We start from the raw sequence: 19,959 nt of genomic DNA on the forward strand, positions 1-19,959 counted from the left end.
CTATGTTTATTCATGTTAGCCTCTGCTGTTTAGTTAATTGACAAACTAATTATGGCTCTGGCTTTGAATTAAGCTAACCCACGAAAAGCGGAGGCTAACACCGTGTGGGAGTCATTATGTCTATGTGTATTGGGAAAGTTGTGAGTATGACTCGATTTTGGGATATTCAATTAGTATTAGATAGCACGTACACCGAAGAAGAACGAAAAACTGTGATTGTGAATTCTAGATCTATGGTTCATTTCATTGAAAGGCATTTATACCCACTTAACTTTCGTAGCAAATTTTCAAGACTAGTTATAAGTTGCTCTAAGTTACCAGTAGAAACTGAGTTTAGCCTGGGAAAAGATCCTGCAATTGCCCATGTTAATATCTCACAAGATTTAGGGTGTTTCATTCACTCAGATGATGAAAAGTATTTAGCTTTCGAGAAAATTCTAAAACATGGTTTTGAGGTTGCTGAAAAATATGCTGAGTTGCCGAAATCAGAAGTGTTTGATGCCATAGAACAGTTTAAATCCACTGGCTTCAAAAACGAATGGGTTCATATTGAAAAAACTTGGAAGCGAAAAGGAGTCACTTGCATAATTGAGTGTCATCATAAATTGAATACTTTCCAACTAGTTCAAAAACTTTATAAATGTGACGCATTGGTTCATTCCTCAATTATTGCTGAATCTATGCCTAGGGAGTGGTTGTTCAATCAGTTACTGGGTAAAGTCGTGCTCAAAGAGGGAGGCAAACTTATTTATTCAGTTAAATCTGAGGTTTTATCAATTTTTGTTCTTGATACCAATAAACTAGAAATATTTGGTTCAGTTTAAAATACACATAACCAGCGCCTCAATTCGCTCTTAAGTTCGCTCGGACAATTAACAATGGGCTATTGTCGCTGCGCTCAATATTTTGGCCCATTATTAAATTGCCGCTTAGGCGGGCGTAATGTGTATAAATCTATATGGTGCAATATTCCAGTGTTTGAACAATTTAAGAAAATAATTGCTAGTATTTTCCTTTTATTTTTCCTTTCGGGTTGCACTGTCGGTCATAAGGACTATCAGAGATATCTGAATATGAATATTGGTGAGAATATAAATAATCAAAAGCTTTCTAAATCACCCGATGCTGGTGAGTTGATAAGATCGGATTATTTAATCGCAGGCGAAGGGTTAACCAATATTACAACATTAGATACTGGTTTTTTGAGATACCATTTTAGCAGGCAAGAAGTATTACCGAATTACAAATTAGGATGACACCCATCCTAATTATTACAAAAAAAGCCAACAAAAACAGCATGAAGAGTGAATTATTATAAATAATGATTCACCCAAAAAGCTGAGCTATGTAGACAAAATGAAAGTAAAAATAGACAGCCCCATAGGTCGACGACAGCTGTTTATTAAAGAATGGCAAACGGCTCGGCTGTATCGAACCGGCTTTCCTTTAAATAAAATAATAATAGTGACACCCATCCTATTTTTTGCAGTTTAGTGAACTAAGTACTAGGCTTTTATCAGTGTGAAAAATGAGCAGGGTGTCTTATGGCAATTGCAAGAAAGCGCCAAGTAAGTTTGGTTGATACAAAGTACTACCATTGCATATCACGTTGCGTACGCCGTGCATTTTTATGTGGGGAAGACCACTTTACAGGTCAATCCTACGAGCATCGTAGAGGCTGGGTTGAAGACAAACTGCTTGAGTTAGCCAAGGTATTTTGTATTGACGTCTGTGCTTATGCTGTCATGAGCAATCATACGCACTTAGTGTTGTATGTTGATGACAAAAAAGTGAATCGGCTGAATGATAAAGCGATTGTTATTCGCTGGCACAAGCTGTGTCAAGGCACTGTACTTACGCAAAAATACATACAGGGTGAAAAGCTAAGTAAAGCTGAACTTATCTTTTTTAATCAAACAGTAAAACAATACCGCGAGCGCCTATCAAGTATTAGCTGGTTTATGCGGTTGTTAAATGAAAACATTGCTCGCAGAGCAAATAAAGAAGATAACTGCACTGGCCGTTTTTGGGAGGGACGATTTACGTCTCAAGCATTATTAGATGAAGCAGCCCTTGCGGCCTGCATGGCGTATGTCGATTTAAACCCCATTAGAGCCAAAATGGCTAACACTCCAGAAGAGTCAGACCATACCAGCATCAAACAGCGTTTAACGTATGCAAAGGATGGCAAACAACCAAAACAACTACTGCGCTTTGCAGGCATGCCACGTCAAATTATGCCAAAAGGGCTGCCGTTTGAGCTTAAATCGTACCTTGAGCTTGTTGAGCTAACAGGGCGCTGTATAGGAGAAGACAAACGTGGATATATTGAAAGTACACACTTACTCTTACTCGAAAGAGTTAATATCTCCCCAGAAAACTGGTTAAAACTCACCACACAATTTACGCGTGTATTTAATGGTGCAGTCGGCAGGTCAGCCTCACAAGAAGGTTATTGTGAAAACTTAAAGCGAAAGCGGCGAGCGAATATCAGTAACTGCGAAAAGCTACTGGCATAAAACTTAAACTACTCGGTAAAGCTATTCAGTAATAAATCACAACTGCATTATGCAGTCATTTTCATGCGTGTAATTTAGGTTTAACAGTGATAATTGCTTATTTAATGTGTAACGCGCGGGTAAAGATATAAAAAGAGGTGAACTCTTAGCCCAAAAAAGTAAATTTAGTGGCGCTAGATTAGTTTACAATTGGAGTGGCTGTCTAATCTAATAATCGCTGTCTAATCTAATAATCTTTCGCCGTGAAGGTGCTAAAAAACCAGAGTTACTCCATACACTAAATGGTTCAGGCTTAGCCGTTGGCCGTACACTAGTAGCTATACTAGAAAACTACCAACAAGCTGATGGTTCAGTAGTAGTACCAGAAGTATTACGCCCATACATGGGTGGACTTGAAGTGATTGGTAAACAATAAAAATCAGTTTAGTTAAGCTTTAAAAGAAAAGCCGCTGTTTAAAAAACAGCGGCTTTTTTATTGAGTAAAAATTTATATCGGTACTAATTTTTATCGACACTTAAGTGCCGGTACTTTTAATGGCTAAGAGGTTACGAGCGATTTATTAATTTAAAATCTTTAGGTACCACAAATTTACTATCGCGAACGTCTTTCATTTCAACAGACTTTATTTCGTAAACATAGCGCACTACAGGATCTTTACGCCAGTGATCCATTACCATTTCTTTACCTTTATCCATTAGCCCACCAAGCAGTTGTGAACCAACTTCATCTAATCCGGCGCTGTAATCAACAGGTTTACGTGCGGTTTTACAGGCTTTCAATTGTTGTTTCCATTCAAGTTTAACTGAAATTGGGTAGCCTTTAATAGTTGCTAATTTTTGGCCAATCTCACCAACGAACTGATTATCTTCGTTACTTATATCACCTGTAAATCCTGCAATAGCTTTATAGGCTTGCGCACCTAATAAGTTCATTAATGCATTGTCATCGCCAATAGCTTTAAGGTAGCTGTCTTGAAACTTCTCATGAACTTGTAATGCACGTTTAGTTTTTGCATTTTGTGCTGTGGTCCAAAAATCAAAAGTCACTATGTTTTTATCTTCTGCGCCAGTGGTATCGTGGTAGCGGGTAGTCCAGTTAACAACGTACTGCTCTGTATCGAACCCATTAATTATTCGGCTTTTTCCCGTTTTTTCTACAGTAAATGAATTCTCTTTCAAGTCAACACTACAACCAACTTCTTCGTATGTTTGATATTCTTCAGCATCTTCATCTTTCTCAAAAATGCTATCAGTAAAGCTTACTTCATCACAACCTGCCATAGGGCATTCGCTATATGTCTCGTCATCATAGTCAATGTAATAGCTTTTATTTTTAGGGGAATCAAAAACACGAGACTTATCAGAATTTGCCCAGCGCATTAGCCAGCTATCAAATGTATTTATTTCATGGATAACTCGCTTCGATTCACGAGTTAGTACAGTTTGCTTTCCTGTGTAGTCAGGTACATATAAACCATTAATTGCATACTCAGCCTTCAGTACAGAAGTTGGATTTAGTGGAGTTGTATCTTCTACTTTGGTACTAGCACATCCGGCAACAGCTAAAGCCACTACGATGAGTGTAAATGATTGTTTCATCTTCAGTTCCTTCTTAATTAAATTTGTACGAATTGTAAACCAATTGATTTATTTGTAAATAAATGGCGCGTTAAAATTGTGATTATTTTGGGAACGATTACTTGAGCTTAATTACGAACTGCTTCTTTATAATAAAAGGAACAGATAATGATGGACTTAAGAAGTGCGCATTCGCACTACTATACAGACAACAGGCATGTACCTAATTTAAAGTGTTAATCTTAGTAGATAAATTAAAGTTATTAAAAATCGTTAAAATTTATGAGAATTATTTTTTATAGCTTAAAGGTTAATATAGACTTCATACATAAGAACTTAGATGCACTAAAGCCGCTACTTACTTTAAAAGTGCAGCGGCTCTTATCCCTCTGTGAATTAATTTGCTTTAAACAACATTAGCTTTGCCTCTTTACCGTCTGTTAATACTGCGACGTTACCTTTATCAGTTATAAACACATCTCTTAACCTGCCTGCGGCCTTGGGAAATACGTGAGACTGCGTAAATTCACCATTGGCCAGATTAACGCTGTAGAGCTTTTTATCGACTAGCGTTGTGATTAGCACATGTTGTTGTAATGAAGTAAAAGCTGCATGTTTAGAGCCATAATACGCCATGCCTGATGGCGCTATTGATGGCGTCCAATTAACACTTGGTTTTTGCATGCCTTTATATTCGGTAAATGGTGAAATACGCGCTTGCGAGTAATCTTTGCCATAGGTGATTACCGGCCAGCCATAATTAGTGCCAGCGGTTAAGTAGTTTAGCTCGTCACCGCCTGCAGGGCCGTGTTCGTTGCTAACAATTTGCTGCGTATCGTAATCATAAACTAAGCCTTGAGGGTTACGATGACCAAGTGAGTAAACAGCATGTGCATTTAGGTTTTTGTGATTAATAAATGGGTTATCTGTTGGAATGGTGCCATCTAGGTTTATACGTAATATTTTACCAAGTTGGCTGCTGATAACCTGTGCTTGCTCTCTAAAATCAAACCCATCGCCTGTTGAAACTAATAATGTATTGTCGGGTATGACAAGGGCGCGTCCTGCGTAATGTTGCGGTGTGTTTTTATCAGTCGCTACTTTATAAATAACGTTAGGCTTTGAAAAGTCAGTGCCATTAAACGTGGCTTTGGCAACAACAAGCCTGTTTGCGCTTGCATCACCTTGGGCATAAGTAAAAATAACTCCTTTTGAGTCGTTATAATCTGGTGATAATACAATGTCGAGTAAACCACCTTGGCCTGCAACGTATAAACCTGTTAGGTTTAATTTTACTCTTGATTGCACGTTGTTTTTAACTATAACTATGTGGCCATCACGCTCTGTAATTAACCATGTGCCGTTTGGTAGTTCAACCATGCTCCACGGAGACTGTAATTGCGTAGCGAGTGTTTGTGTACTGTATTGCTCCTTTGGGAGCGCAGCGCTTGCATTAACAGAAAACGAAAAAAGCGAAAGCAAAGTAAAAAAAGAGATACATTGTTTACGGGGCAAGCCTTTGCTAGCATGACTAGTATAAGAAAAAAGCTTTATTTTAAGTTGAGATAACCATGTCGTTTTTAACACGTATATTGCCTTCATTTTTAGTTTCTTGGTTACTTACATTCACACTTGCTAGCTTGTTTCATAGCCAATACGTTGTCAATCAATTAGTTAATGTAGGTGTAGTGGTGGGCTTTAGTGATCGGGCTAGTTTAACGCTTGATGATTGGCTAGGCTTGCTACCTACCTACGGGGCTATTATTGCTGTGGCACTTGCCATCGCTTTTTTTACTACAACAAAGCTTAATAAAAAGGTTCAAAAATACAGTACTCAGCTATTTGTTATTGCTGGCATTGTGGCATTTTCTATTGTGTTAATTGCCATTGAATCAATTATGAATATTCATATTATAGCGGGCGCAAGAGGCTGGGGTTTTTATGCTCAACTGCTTGCTGGCGCGGTAGGTGGTTTTGCGTTTTCGCAATTAGTTAAAGCAGCTAAAATCCAAAAAGCGTGTTGATGTGTGAATATAAGTACGGCTTATATGTTATTTGGTCATTAATAAATAAAGGCCGCTGTTTATTGTAAACAGCGGCCTTTAAATATGGTTTTTAGAGTTTAATTAAAAAATTAAACTAATTAGTTTGTAGCCACTTAGCCCAAAAATTAGGATTAAAACGGGTAGGGTGACTAGGTTTAAAGCCAAAGAGTTAGTGTAGTTTCCCATAACCCCTTTTTGATTAACCAGCCATACAAGGTAGGTGCTAACAATAGGGAGTAATAACCCGTTAGCCGCTTGTGCGAATATAATCACCGCTACTGGGTCTAAACCTAATGAGGCCACCGCAGCACCAAACAATAAAATAACAATAGCGACGCCTTTAAAGCGCGTGTTGCTCATATCGTTAGACCAGCCTAACATGCCACACACAGCATAAGCACCGGCAAGCGGCGCTGTAATAGCACTTGTTAAACCTGCAGCAAATAAGCCAATAGCAAAAAAGTAATGAGCGGCGTCGCCAAGCAATGGCTCTAGTTGCACGGCCATGTTAGCCGCACTAATTTGCCCCGCATCGGTGCCATAAAATGCAACTGAAGCTGTAGATAAAATAGCTAAAGTGATAACACCACCTAAAGTGATTGATAGGCCTGTATCAACATTTGTTTGTTTAATCACTTTTTGCATGTCGCTGTTACTGTCGTGTCTAGCAGCGAGTACGCCGGAGTGCAAAAATAAGTTATACGGCACAATGGTAGTACCAACTAAAGCTAGTATGGTTGTAATAGAGCCTTCAGGCATACTAGGAATAAAACCAGCAAATACATCACCCAGTGAAGGCGCTGCCATTACAAGTGTTGAGATAAACACTAAGCTCATTAAAATAACGAGTAAAATTAGCGCGTTTTCAACCACTTTATGTTTGCCGCTATACAGTAAAGCTGCACTAAAAAAAGCAATAAGTGGTGTCCATAGTTGAGGACTAACTTGAGGGAATATTTCAATTAATCCCATGCTAGCGCCACTTAAGTTGCCCGCTTCATAAGCTGCACTGCCCACGCCAATGGCGCTAATGACTAAAAATATAGCTAAAGATTTAAATAAAGGCGTTTGAATATGTGCTCTGAGCGCTTGAGCTAAATCTTGCCCAGTAGCAACGCCAAGGCGCGCCGCCATAGATTGTAATAATATAGTGGCAACTACTGAAAACAGTAATGTCCATATAAGTGCAAAACCAAAGTTTGCACCTGCCACGCTGGCGGTAGTAATTGTTCCTGGCCCAATGAAGGCTGCAGTGACGAGTAGTCCTGGTCCTAATCGCATAATTGACCTTAATAGTGCTAATGCATGTTGCTATTTAAAGTTACATCTTACGTTTAAAATCAATAATTATACGCGATGCCTGTTGTGTTAAAGCTGTCACTTACAGTAAGTGCCTTGCTGCAGTATTCGCTCCTTGACGATTTCTTTTTATAAGCATATGTTAAAAAAGGGCACGTAGGATACCAACTTGTATATAAATTTAAAGGGGATACAGTGCGTTTGCATGAATTTTAAACGAATATATAAGCGAGTTAAATGACTGATGCCGATATTTATATCGGCATCTTTATATTTACTTTATTAGGCTTTTAATCGCTTCTAAGCCTTTTTTTAGGGTATCTGCATCGGTAGCATAGTTAATACGGATACACTCGTGCTTGTGCGCCCAGCTGTCGTCAATGCCGATAAAAAAGTTGTGACCTGGGATCACATACACGTCTTGCTCTTTAAGTTGTTGATACAACACCTCGCTTGTTATTCTTGCATCTTTAAACCACAGCCACATAAAAAATGCGCCTTCAACTTTGTGCAAATAAACAGGCAGTTCGGCAAATACTTCGTCAAACAACTCAATCGCTATGTGTGCTTTATTACGATAAAAAGGCAGTACAACATTACGGCACAGTGGCAGTAGTTCGTCGTCGTTAATTAAGCGTGTCACTAAGCTTGGACCAATACTATTTGGCGATAACACCATGCTGCCATTTACGCGGCCAATTGCTTTAATAATCTCATTATTGGCAACCACAATACCGCTGCGTAAACCCGGTAGGCCAAGTTTTGAAAGTGACATACATAAAATAATGTTTGAGTTCCACGTTAGGTTTGCATCGGTGTAAATACAACCTGGGAACGGATCGCCGTACGCGTTATCAATAATGAGTGGAATGCCATATTGCTTAGCGAGCAAATCAAGGTGTTTTACTTCATCGTCAGTAATTACATTACCCGTTGGATTGGTAGGGCGTGATACGCACAGTGCGCTTATGCTGCTGTCATTTGCTAGTACTTTTTCAACTGCTTTAAAATCAATGACGTATTTAAACTGTTTTGATGCACTACCTGTATTTAAAATTTCGATATCAGGCTTTATGGCAACAAACATATCAGCCGATAAACCTTGATCGGCATAACCTATGTACTCTGGCGCAAGGGGGAATAAAATCTTTTTATGGCTGCCGTCCGGCATTTCGCCTGCCAACATATTAAACAGCACAAAAAAGTTAGCTTGGCTGCCATTACCAAGTGCTATGTTATCGGCGCTAATATCCCATGCATACTCTTTACTTAGCTGGCCTGCTAATGCCGCTCTAAACTCGTCGTTACCGGTTGGGCCGTCGTAAAGGCCAAATACCTGCAATACCTTGTTACTGGCAACGAGTTTTTGTAATTCACTTAAAAAAACCTCATTTACTTGTGGTACTAGTGCGGGATTACCGCCACCCAGCATAACAATATTAGGATTGTTGCTGTTTTTAGCACCACCTAAATCTTCCATTAACTGAGTAATGCCGTTGGGTTGTGTGAATTTAGTGCCAAAGTTTGAGTAGTTCATAATGCATAGCGTTTGTTAGTAATGGGGAGGGCAGTATAGCGTAAATAAAGGGCTTAAATTCGATGATGAGAATAATTCAATGCTTGGTTTTACAGCTAATAATGGCAAGGTAATTTATTATAAGATCAGGGCTAAGTTAAGGCTTTTTAACGCCGTATAAAAATTCTTCGCCACAGTCCATATACAAATCAAATTTGGTCATAACTTTGGTAAACATGGGGGCGTGTAAAAACTCGTTTAACCAAGCGCGCACATGCGTGTATTCACTTTGCAAGTACCAGTGTTTATCTACGCGGGCAAACTGTCTAATAAACGGTAGCAGGGCATAATCGGCTAGGCTTTTTTCATTGCCCATTAAGTATTTATGCGTGATTAGTTTTGCTTCGAATTGCTTAATAAACTCTTCGCAGGCTTTTTGGTAATAAATTTGTGCCATGTCTTTTGTGCGCGCATAAAATTTGTACTTTTCGAGCACTGGTTTAAATTGTGTGTCGTTTAACTTAATTAATTCAAGCATGCGCTCAAGTGCTAATGGGTTTTGAGTATGCAGTAAATTATACGGATCGTTTTGCTTTAAAGCCCACAGCATAATATCTAGGCTTTCATCTATAACTTGATTATCCGGCAGTAATAAAACAGGCACCGTGCCTTTTGGTGATATTTCCAAAAGATGCGGTGGCTTATTTTTAGTTTTTATAGCGCGTAGGAGTACTTGTTGCTCTGCCATTAAAATACCCATTCGTGCACGCATTGCGTATGGGCAGTGTTGTAATGAATATAATAATGGCAATGTCATGTTAGTTACCTTAGCTGTTAAGGCCTTCAACATACTGCTGGCGGGTTTGTACTTTAACCAAGCTATTTAAGTGTTCAACCGCTTGTGTTTGCCCGTTAATTAAATCTTGAAAATGCGCAAGTAACACGGCTTTATCCAGTTTTTCTTTATCGCCTGAACCAATGTCGGTTAAATCAATCATAAATTCGTCAAATTTGTCGGCAAAGTCACTCACAATATCCATGTTTAAAAATTGCTCATGGTTGTAAATACTTGGGTAGCCGCCTTTTTGTTTATCAATAGCAAAGCTAATACCTTTAACATTGGTAACGGTGGTTTCTTTTTTACAGCTCAGCATACAGCTTGCGTCAATACGTGGTTTTTTACAGCCAACGGTTTGTTGGAAAAAACATTGTCGGCTAGTCATCATTAGTATTGGATGATAAATGCTGTACATCATTTTAAAGTTGTTAGGGCGTTTAATATTACGCATTTGTGGTTTGTTTATTTCGTTTGAAATAAACGCGCCTTTTGCGTTTAAATCTTCTTGTAGTGTAAGTAACGCATAAGAGTTTGTGGTGTTTAACAACGGGCCTGCAATCCAGTCAATACCCATTTGTACTGCTTTAAATGCAACGCCTGTGTTGTTACTAATAATAAGCTTAGGTTTTACAACCTCTAGCAAACGTACCGCTTCTTCAAAATCTTTACCAATTAACACCGCCGGAAACCACGGAATTAAATGTGGGTGCTCTAAAAATACATTAATGTATTTATCGTTATCGGTTCTAAAGCTCTCTGGTAATTTAAAGTAAACATCGCCATCTGTTAAATCACATAGATGAACGTCTTTTATGTCCGATATTAAAATAGAGAGTGTTGTTTTGTTATCGGCTTTAGGGTGGTTTACTAGTTTTGGCAGTTCAACAGGGGCAAGTACGTCTTTGCCTTCGTTTAATAAAAACGCGACTTGCTTTTTAATACGGGCAAGCTCTTTAAACGGAATGCTCAAGTTGTTGCCTAAGTTTGAGTAATCCATATTTTTAATTTCAAAATTGGCATTACTAAAGGTTTTAAAGCGTTTATCAATAGCTGCAATGTCCACAATCGATTTATCGGCGGTTTGCATAGGCATTTGCGATTGAACTTCAAAGCGTAGAGGTTGCAGAGCGCTTTGCTCTGCTAGGGTGTTGTTGTGTTTATCGTTTATTGTCAGTGTTACTGTAAATGGCTGGTTTAATTGGCCGCTAAACTCAAAGCGTAGTTCTCGCTTTGAAATATCTAAAAACTCAATTTTCTTTTTAACTAACGTATCAATGTCATTTTTTTCTGCGGCGAGCTCTTGTTGTGCATCGTAAATTTGCACAACCGAAATCGCGTTACTCTTTTCGTTAGCGTGATCAAAGCTATGGTCGCGCGGGTTGTCGGTAAACATGTTTTTTGTCATGTCACCTTGCAAAAACTTATTAGTAAAATTACGGTTAAATACTTTGTATAAGCTTGAATCGTCTTCAATTAAGTTACCTGTTTGTACAAAGGTATCTATTTGTTTGCGCCAGCTATCAATAACGGTATGAACGTAGTTAGCACCTTTAATGCGACCTTCTACTTTTAACGAGTCAACACCTGCGGCTACCAGCTCTGGTAAATCAAAATAGGCTGAATTGTCTTTTAAATTTAACGGATGTTTGTTACCCATAGCCGTTGGCTCGTATTCATCACGACATGCTTGTGAGCAACGACCACGGTTACCTGAGTTACCCACACTTACTGAGCTTGAATAACATTGCCCCGAAAACGCAATACACAATGCACCATGTACAAACACCTCGGTTAATACATCACATTTGTGCGCTACGTCGGTCAATATTTTAATTTCAGTTAGGTTAAGCTCGCGCGATAAATTTACACGTGTAGCGCCAATGCGCGCTAAAAACTCAACCTGTGATTCGTTATGGGTGGTTAACTGAGTTGATGCGTGAATATGCAAAGTAGGAAAGTGCTTTTTAACTATATTGAATAACCCTAAATCTTGCACAATAATGCCATCGAGCGTGGTATTTACGAGTTGGTTAAGTAGCTTAAATAGCGCGCCCATTTCGTGCTCTAATATAACTACATTTAGCGTTAAAAATATTTCACAGCCGTATTCATGGGCTAGGCGAAGTGCGCCGTTAAGCTCATCAAACGAAAGATTAGACGCTCGGTTACGTGCATTAAAGGTATCTAACCCACAATAAACCGCATTAGCACCGGCTACAATGGCGGCTTTTACCGCGTTAACATCACCGCCTGGGGCTAATAGTTCAATCTTTCTACTCATTACAATGTCGCTTCGCTCATATTTAATTGCCGCGAATTTTATATGGTTAAGCACGTTAATGCTATTTATTGAGGGATATAATAAAGACTAATACCAATTCGCTTAATTAAGTGATCTATTTTGAGGCTGGAAAAACGTGTTGATTGCTAGGCAAAAAATTCGCTATTTAGTTGTTCTCGGCAATTGCTCCTGCATTGCTCTACCTTCTGCATCCATGCAGTCGTAAATGAGAATTTTTTAACACAGGTAGCGACACGTTTAGCCCCGCAAAATGATTAAGTATTATTTCGGATTGGTATAAAGTAAAAGAGTGTATAAAATTACAATTAAGCTGGCTGATTTATTACGTAAACATGTAATAAAATGATAGTTTATAAGCCAGCAACACTTTCAACTTTACTTAGGCGAACCCCATCAGCAATCAAGATCTTAAACAGTTAGATACAGATTTAAAAAGTGATGAATCTGGAATTATTAACACCCAACTAAAAATAGCCACATTTAACCTGTTTAACTATCTTGAGCCGCCCAATGCATACTATGAGTTTGAGAAAATTTATACTGTGCAGCAGTGGGCTAAAAAGCAGCGTTGGATTGTTGATTACTTAACGCAGCATGCCCCTGATGTGATTGGTTTTCAGGAAGTGTTTAGCATTGACTCATTAAAAGAGCTAGTAGGCGAGCAAGGTTATAATTACTTTGCTGTAGTTGATACGCCAGAGGTGATTGATGACTTTATTTATAAACGCCCTGTAGTGGCAATCGCCTCTAAATACCCCATAGTTGAAGTAGCAGCGGTTGAGCACGATAGTGAGCTTGCAAATGCGCTTGGCCTTAATAGTGAGTTTACTTTTAGTCGTAAAGTACTAAGAGCAACTATAACGCTGCCGCATATAGGCAATACTGATTGTTACGTGGTGCATTTTAAATCTAAGCGCCCAATGATTAATGTCGATGAGCATAATAAAGAGCTTACACCCGAGCAAAACATAATTGAAATTTTAAAAGCGAATGTAGCGGGTGGGTGGGGCTCAACTATTCAGCGTGGCAGTGAAGCTACATTACTAATGATACAAATGATTGCCCGTCGCGAAGCTACGCAACAACCCATGCTATTAATGGGGGACTTTAATAATGAACTAGCGGATGGCGTATTAAGCCATTTACTGACAAGTACGCTACGCTTTGCGCCTACATTTGATGCTAAAACCTACCTCGCTAAATATTGTTTAAATGATTCATGGGATTTGTTTGTTAAGTCGCAGCTAAGCGAAGATGAACTGTCTAATGGTGAGGCAATGACTAGCGATGAAATAAGCGATAGTGAAAGCAATAGCATTTTTGATTTAGCTGATGAAAACGAAGCAAAAAATGTTAATGCAACTAAGCTTATGCCCTTAAGAGCACCAACACATTATTATGGCGCGAGCAGCTCCGTGCTTGATTATATTTTATTATCTTGTGAGTTTGATGCCAGCTACCTTGGCAGTTTTTTTGAGGTGATTGAGTATAATACTTATGATCGTCACTTAATTAACCCCGAATTTGAGCGTGATGATTTAAGTACCGATCATGGTATTGTGTTAGTTACACTAAAACTAAGAAGCTAGGCTTGCTCTATGCATAATTATGCTAAAATTATAAATTAAAAGTATTCATATAGCAGCAATACTTGATGTATTGCGCCGGTTTGTATATTTTATCATCAGCCTTTTGAATTGTATTAATAATAAATTACTAAAATGGTAAATATGGAATTTTATACCTACTTGAATCATAAGCGAAATATGGATTTACCTTCGCAAATACATAGTTTCATTGTAAAGCGAATTTATAATTTTACATTTTTAGTGAAAGCTTTGCTTTTTGCTTTGTTTGTTAGCTTAAACAGCGCTTACGCACAAGAAACCACCTCATACAATTTAACTAATGAATCTAATGCAGGGCTGCTAAAAAGAGCTGAATTACTTATAGATACTGACGTTATAACAAGTATTGAACTAAGTAAGTCGTTGTTGTCACAAGCGCAAAGTGCTGATGACACGTTACTCAGCGCAAAGCTACATAACTTGCTAGGTAGGGCGAATAAAAAAAATAACAATATTAATGAATCACTCGAGCACTTTTTACAATCCTCTGTTTACTACAGCAAATTAAATGATTCACGAAACCAAATAAAGGCATCTATTAATTATATAAATATATTATTAGAAGAAAAACGTTATGACGAACTTACTATCCGCATTGAAACTTTATTACCAACAACCCTTGTATATGGCGATGACTTTTTTATAGCGCAAGTGCTCCTTACTAAGGGGGATTCGTTTTATGAACAAAAAAAGTACAATAACGCGAACGCGCAATATACATCTGCTTTAAAATACCTTGTTGACGAAGACGAATTAATACAAAGACAGTTAGGTGAAACGTATAAAAAATTAGCTCAGTCGTATAAACGCCTCAAAAATAGAGAGCAAACGGCTCACTTTTATACAAAAGCTTTAGAGGTATATTCTAATTTAGGTGATTTAAAGCTAATGGCGCGTACTTTAAATACACTAGCAGAAGCACACCGTTATTTAGATAACTTAGTTTTAGCCCTTGATTACTCCACTCGCGCATTAGAAATACATAAAGACATTGACGACCCTGTTGGCTTTGCTAAGGCATTACTAGGGGCGGGTATTATTTATCGTCATATTAACCTTTATGAAAAATCACTTGAACATATAAATGAGGCATATTTATATTATAAAAAAGTAAATAACATGCTTGGGATTGCTAAAACATCAAATCAAATGGGACTGGTATATACACGATTAAGGCAGTTTGATCAGGCCGAATTTTTCTATCAAATAACTATCGATTTGCCAAAAGGTATGGTCGAGGAAAAAACGCTCGCTTCAGCTTTAAGAGAAATGGCTGTTATTAACCTCGAATCTGGCGACTTAGCATCAGCAATGCAATATGCTAAAAAAGCTTATATCACTTATAAAAACAAAAACCTTACATCGTACATTTCTACAACAGCACGTATTATTGGTAATATTTATCGTGCCCAAGGAAATAACAACAAGGCTATAGAGTATTACAAAGAGTCATTGTCGTTTGCCAGAGAAACAGGTGGTAAACTTTATGAGATAAAGTCGCTTACTGCGCTTGCGGGCATTTTAATTGGTATTGATACAAATGAGGCGATTTCTTTACTGAAAAGGTCACTCGCTTTATCAACCGAAATAGATGATAAATTACATATGCTATATGCCTATCGTGAAATTCGAATAGCAGAAAAATTGCGTGGTCGTATAGAAGAGTCACTTCGTTATGCAGAAGAAGAAATAGCCCTAACCGATATCATTCAAAATGAAAGAAATGAAGATAAATTGGCGCTTGAAAAAGCACATTTACATTCGCACAAAATGGAAATAGAGCTTGAGACGTTAAGAGAAAAAGAAAAACGCCATAAGCTTGAGCTTGAAAAGAAAAATAATCAAATTGAAATCGCCGCCCAAGCTAGAGTTATATCAGAGCTAGAGCTTTCAAAGAATAAATACGCCAGTATTGCGCTAGCATTTTTATTAGCCGCTTGTTTAGCTATTGTATTACTGGTTTATAGAAGTTTTATTGCCTCTAAAAAACGTAATGAAGAGTTAGACTATTTGGCAGCAAGAGACCCTTTGACCAATTGTTATAACCGTCGTATTTTATTTGAGGTTATGAATCGCGACTTTATGGATTTACCTCAGATTGAAGAGTACTGTATTTTAATGGTCGATATTGATCATTTTAAAAGCGTTAACGACACCTATGGGCATAGCATTGGTGACACAGTACTTTGTGGCGTAGCCGAACTTTTACAAGCTAATATACGTAAAAGTGATAGCGTGGCCCGTTTTGGTGGCGAAGAATTTTGTATTATTTTGCCCAACACAACTCAAGAGCAAGCAATACGTATAGCTGAGGCTATTCGTATTAAAGTTGAAAAAGCGACATTTGAAGATATTCCTGTTACGTGTAGCTTTGGGGTTACGTCTATTAAATTTAAAGCCAGAACACCTTCTGAGTTGATTGAACAGGCTGATTTAGCTCTTTATGAGGCTAAGTCCTTGGGGCGTAATCAGGTAGCGTTATGGGATGCTTCGCTTGAAGAGTTTAAACTTTATAGATCGGAGTAAATCCAGCAGTATACAGTTTAGTTTTGATGTTATTTTTTAAAATTATAACAAGTAAATTTTATACAATGCTGTGTGTTACTTACATATGTAATTAGGTCTATTAGATTAACCCTTTTAATATCAGTATGTTAGCTTAGGCTTCAAAATTGCAATCAATACTAAGTTAAAAACAAAACAAGGGATTTAATAATGACTGAAGTTGCACTTTCGGCCTATTTGGCATTTTACCTCTATTTAATTATGTTGCTTGTACAGTGGGCTGTGGCTACTTTTAGCAAAGCTAAAGAACCAAATGCTGTACCAGGTAAAATTGACGAGGATTTATCGCACGACAGCTTTATATTTAGAGCACATCGTACGTTTCATAATACGCTTGAAAACAGTGCATTATTTATAGGTACGGTGTTATTTGCGTTTGTAATTAATTATCAAAGCCCGATTTTTGCAATGTGTATTTGGGTGTATTTAATTGCGCGTTTAATTCACATGGCGCTGTACTACGCTATAGCAACGGAGAAAAACCCAAGCCCACGTAGTTACTTTTTTTTAATCGGCGTACTTGCTAATGTGGTTATGCTGATAATGATAGGGTTAAGGCTAATCTCTTAATTTATAAAAAAGTTATAAAATTTATTTATAACGATAAAAAAAGCGAAGAGCCTTTAAGGCATCTTCGCTTTTTTGTTTAAAGTAGAAGCAGAATAAAACTACCTCTACCGTAATGTAATATTAATGGCTAATCGACGCCTATAAACCCGCCTGTTTGGTGTGTCCATAGGGCTGCGTATATTCCACCCTTAGCGATTAATTGTTCATGAGTGCCTTGCTCAACTACGCCGCCGTCATCAAGTACAATTAATCTATCCATTTGTGCAATGGTTGATAGCCTGTGCGCTATGGCAATAACTGTTTTACCTGTCATTAAATCATCAAGACTTGCCTGAATTGCGGCTTCTACTTCTGAGTCGAGTGCGCTGGTGGCTTCGTCGAGTATAAGTATGGGTGCATTTTTAAGTAGTACACGTGCAATAGCAATACGTTGGCGTTGACCGCCTGAAAGCGTAACACCGCGTTCGCCCACTTGTGCATCAAAGCCTTTATTGCCTTTGCTGTCGACCAAGTCGTTTATAAACTCAAGCGCCTTAGCTTGTTTGGTCGCGTTGATCATCTCATCGTGGGTTGCATCGGGGCGACCGTACAAAATATTGTCTTTTACTGAGCGATGAAGCAAGGAGGTATCTTGCGTTACCATTGCTATGTAGCGGCGTAGGCTTTCTTGGCTAACGTCTGTGATGTTTTGCCCATCAATTTTTATTGTTCCAGAGTCGGTATCGTAAAAGCGCAGTAATAAGTTAACAAGTGTTGATTTACCCGCGCCAGAGCGACCGACTAAACCAATTTTTTCGCCAGGTTTAATATTTAAGTTTAAACCGTTCATTACAGGGCTGCGATTAGTCTCTTTTGCAGCTTTGCCGTAGTTAAAGTGTACGTTGTTAAACTCAATAGCACCTTGGCTTACGTTAAGCGTATCAGCATTTGGTTTATCGGCAACTTCGATAGGGTTCGACAGTGTTTTCATACCATCGGCTACGGTGCCAATGTTTTCGAACAAGCTGCTTATTTCCCACATGATCCACTGCGCCATACCGTTTAATCTAAGCGCTAAGCTAACAGCAACAGCAATAGCTCCGGCGCTAATTACGCTAAGCGACCATAAATAAAGTGATACAGCGGCAACCGAAAATACTAATATGTAATTTAAGCTTTGAATAACAAAGTTTAAGCTGGTTACTAAGCGCATTTGCTTGTACACAGGCTGTAAAAATACATCCATGCTTTGTTTTGCGTATTGCTCTTCACGCTGGGTATACGAAAACAATTTAATAGTTGAAATGTTAGTGTAACTATCAACAATACGACCAGTCATTTCTGAGCGCGCATCGGCTTGTGAGCTGGCAATTTTTTTAAGGCGCGGTACAAAGTAAAGTTGCACGCAAATGTATAAAACCAACCAAACTAATAAAGGGATCATTAAGCGCCAATCAGCTTCGGCAACTAAAAATACCATTGAGCCAAAATAAACCACGATATACATTAATACATCGAGTAGTTTGGTCACTGTTTCGCGAACGGCTAAAGAAGTTTGCAGTACTTTAGTGGCTATTCTTCCTGCAAATTCATTTTGATAAAAGCTAACACTTTGGCGCAGTAAATAACGATGTGCTAACCAACGAATTGACATAGGATAATTGCCAAGCAATGCTTGGTGCAAAATAGCAGAATGGAAAAAGACAACAATGGGCAATACTAATAACAGCATGACAGCCATTTTAATAAGTTCAGACTTTTGCTCTATAAATAAAGTTTCGGGCGTGTAGGCGGTTAACCAATCAACAAGTTGGCCCATGTAGCTAAATAAAGAAACCTCTAAAATAGCGAGCATGGCGGCACTGATTGACATAAGCAGCAACGACAGTTCCATTCCTTTGGTGTAGTGGCGACAAAAAGCAAATAAAGTAGAAGGCGGCTGAGTGGGTTGGTCCTCAGGAAATGCTTTTGTCATTTTTTCAAATAATCGATACATTTTAAAAACTTAAATGGCAAATAATGACGAGTATCATACCATTTAAGTATTTTTAAATGCAGGTTTGTAGGGCACTAATTATGAGTATTATTCTTATTTATTGCGTTGGGTTACTTAGGTTTATTCCTTCGCTCATGTATAAATCGTCATATCTGAGACCACCATTTCCGTAAGGCTTTTTAATTGGGCCTGTATTACAGTTTGCTAAAAAGTATATAAGAGGTTGTTCGCGCTTCATTCTAAATTGTGCATTTTTATATACCAGCGTTTGACTGTTAAACTCACCACCTTTTACGTAAACATCATATTGCTGACCTTGCTCTGAGGCTGCTGCGTTATTAACAACGTACCATACGTCGTACCAAGTATTTGTTTGCAGAGGTTTAGCTGACTGTTTTGTAGTGTAGTTTTGAATGTTGCTATATCCGCTGTCGGTTTTAACCATTAAAGCGCCATCGTTTACAAACCCGTTTGATTCTGTTTTATCGGTTACGCGAAGTGTTGGCTCAAACGCATCGTACGCATGTTTATTTATTAGCGCTGGAGAAAGGTTACTCAATCCAAAAGCATGGTTATTAGGAAACGCAGCCACGTTTATACGCATATAAAATGTGTAGGTGGCGCCAACTTCAACCGCTTGTGGAAGTTTTGTATAAGAAAGCGCTTTACGATTTCCAACAATGCCATCGCGTGCAGGCTTTTTTAGTAAATAATGATTTATTGATGAGTTTGTTTGTTCTGGTTGTATAACCGTGATTTGAGGGTTTTTGACCTGTGGCTTAGTTTCATTTTGGGTATCGACACTTTGCCAGTCGCTAAGAGAGTTTTCAAAATTATCAATAAGTAGCCAATCGCTCGATGTATTTTTTTGAATGGTTGAACACGACGCTAACGCGCTTAACAAACATAAAAGTGACATGTGTTTAAAATGCATAATTGGGTCTCAGTAAGTTTAGATGTTTTTGGTTAACCAATTATTGTTTTGGCTATAACTTTAAAGTAAAGGTTATGTAACCAATTTAATGTTTTTATGTCAATCACTAAAACAAAAGTTATGGTTTAATAGAGCTTGAGAAATATAATGTTGTTATTGTATTTATAAAATCAACTCAGCAAATTTTAAC

The 19,959-nt window shown here is 38.1% G+C and carries 15 protein-coding genes and 1 pseudogene; 8 read left to right on the forward strand and 8 right to left on the reverse strand.

Features of this window, described 5'->3' with window-relative positions; all coding sequences use genetic code 11:
* Positions 1-116: 116 nt before the first annotated feature.
* From H5157_RS06735 to H5157_RS06750, 4 genes and pseudogenes are all read left to right on the forward strand, one after another.
* Positions 117-824, forward strand: coding sequence for a hypothetical protein (locus H5157_RS06735; protein WP_182724404.1), 708 nt, complete (start codon positions 117-119; stop codon positions 822-824).
* Positions 825-974: 150 nt separating this feature from the next.
* On the forward strand, positions 975-1,256 hold the full coding sequence (locus H5157_RS06740; protein ID WP_182724405.1) for a hypothetical protein: 282 nt from the start codon (positions 975-977) through the stop codon (positions 1,254-1,256).
* 288 nt (positions 1,257-1,544) lie between these two features.
* Complete coding sequence (locus H5157_RS06745) at positions 1,545-2,519, forward strand: transposase (protein WP_182724406.1); 975 nt, start codon at positions 1,545-1,547, stop codon at positions 2,517-2,519.
* Between the two features lie 235 nt (positions 2,520-2,754).
* A pseudogene (locus tag H5157_RS06750) lies at positions 2,755-2,934 on the forward strand (serine--tRNA ligase); the annotation flags it as partial.
* A gap of 131 nt (positions 2,935-3,065) precedes the next feature.
* Here the strand turns inward: H5157_RS06750 and H5157_RS06755 are convergent.
* Positions 3,066-4,118 carry a hypothetical protein gene (locus H5157_RS06755; protein WP_182719792.1) on the reverse strand — a complete coding sequence of 351 codons (1,053 nt, stop codon included), beginning with the start codon at positions 4,116-4,118 and terminating at the stop codon, positions 3,066-3,068.
* Positions 4,119-4,493: 375 nt separating this feature from the next.
* Entirely contained in the window at positions 4,494-5,684 is a 1,191-nt protein-coding gene (locus H5157_RS06760; RefSeq protein ID WP_182724407.1) for a PQQ-dependent sugar dehydrogenase, read from the reverse strand.
* Between H5157_RS06760 and H5157_RS06765 the strand changes: the two genes are divergently transcribed.
* Positions 5,669-6,121 (forward strand): hypothetical protein, encoded by a 453-nt coding sequence (locus tag H5157_RS06765; protein ID WP_182724408.1) that lies wholly within the window; start codon positions 5,669-5,671, stop codon positions 6,119-6,121. The two genes, H5157_RS06760 and H5157_RS06765, sit on opposite strands and share 16 nt — an antisense overlap.
* A gap of 102 nt (positions 6,122-6,223) precedes the next feature.
* Here the strand turns inward: H5157_RS06765 and H5157_RS06770 are convergent, their stop codons facing one another.
* The 4 genes from H5157_RS06770 to H5157_RS06785 form a co-directional block, all read right to left on the reverse strand.
* On the reverse strand, positions 6,224-7,423 hold the full coding sequence (locus H5157_RS06770; RefSeq protein ID WP_182724409.1) for an Nramp family divalent metal transporter: 1,200 nt from the start codon (positions 7,421-7,423) through the stop codon (positions 6,224-6,226).
* A gap of 292 nt (positions 7,424-7,715) precedes the next feature.
* Entirely contained in the window at positions 7,716-8,978 is a 1,263-nt protein-coding gene (locus tag H5157_RS06775; protein WP_182724410.1) for a valine--pyruvate transaminase, read from the reverse strand.
* 136 nt (positions 8,979-9,114) lie between these two features.
* A complete protein-coding gene (locus H5157_RS06780) occupies positions 9,115-9,774 on the reverse strand; it encodes a glutathione S-transferase (RefSeq protein ID WP_182724411.1) in 660 nt (219 codons plus the stop codon).
* A 10-nt stretch (positions 9,775-9,784) separates the two neighbouring features.
* Complete coding sequence (locus tag H5157_RS06785; protein WP_182724412.1) at positions 9,785-12,076, reverse strand: peptidase U32 family protein; 2,292 nt, start codon at positions 12,074-12,076, stop codon at positions 9,785-9,787.
* 506 nt (positions 12,077-12,582) lie between these two features.
* Between H5157_RS06785 and H5157_RS06790 the strand changes: the two genes are divergently transcribed.
* The 3 genes from H5157_RS06790 (at position 12,583) to H5157_RS06800 (ending at position 16,860) form a co-directional block, all read left to right on the forward strand.
* A complete protein-coding gene (locus H5157_RS06790) occupies positions 12,583-13,686 on the forward strand; it encodes an endonuclease/exonuclease/phosphatase family protein (protein WP_182724499.1) in 1,104 nt (367 codons plus the stop codon).
* Between the two features lie 177 nt (positions 13,687-13,863).
* Positions 13,864-16,251 carry a GGDEF domain-containing protein gene (locus H5157_RS06795; RefSeq protein WP_182724413.1) on the forward strand — a complete coding sequence of 796 codons (2,388 nt, stop codon included), beginning with the start codon at positions 13,864-13,866 and terminating at the stop codon, positions 16,249-16,251.
* Positions 16,252-16,440: 189 nt separating this feature from the next.
* Positions 16,441-16,860 (forward strand): MAPEG family protein, encoded by a 420-nt coding sequence (locus tag H5157_RS06800; RefSeq protein WP_002963227.1) that lies wholly within the window; start codon positions 16,441-16,443, stop codon positions 16,858-16,860.
* Between the two features lie 127 nt (positions 16,861-16,987).
* Here H5157_RS06800 and H5157_RS06805 read toward each other — a convergent pair whose 3' ends face one another.
* Both H5157_RS06805 and H5157_RS06810 read right to left on the reverse strand, forming a co-directional pair.
* The gene (locus H5157_RS06805; protein WP_182724414.1) at positions 16,988-18,835 is read right to left on the reverse strand and encodes an ABC transporter ATP-binding protein; all 1,848 of its coding nucleotides are present in this window, start codon (positions 18,833-18,835) and stop codon (positions 16,988-16,990) included.
* A 97-nt stretch (positions 18,836-18,932) separates the two neighbouring features.
* Positions 18,933-19,769 carry a hypothetical protein gene (locus H5157_RS06810; RefSeq protein ID WP_024594956.1) on the reverse strand — a complete coding sequence of 279 codons (837 nt, stop codon included), beginning with the start codon at positions 19,767-19,769 and terminating at the stop codon, positions 18,933-18,935.
* Between the last annotated feature and the right edge of the window lie 190 nt (positions 19,770-19,959).

Source organism: Pseudoalteromonas sp. SG43-3 (assembly GCF_014164385.1).
In the GTDB taxonomy this organism is placed as follows: domain Bacteria; phylum Pseudomonadota; class Gammaproteobacteria; order Enterobacterales; family Alteromonadaceae; genus Pseudoalteromonas; species Pseudoalteromonas distincta.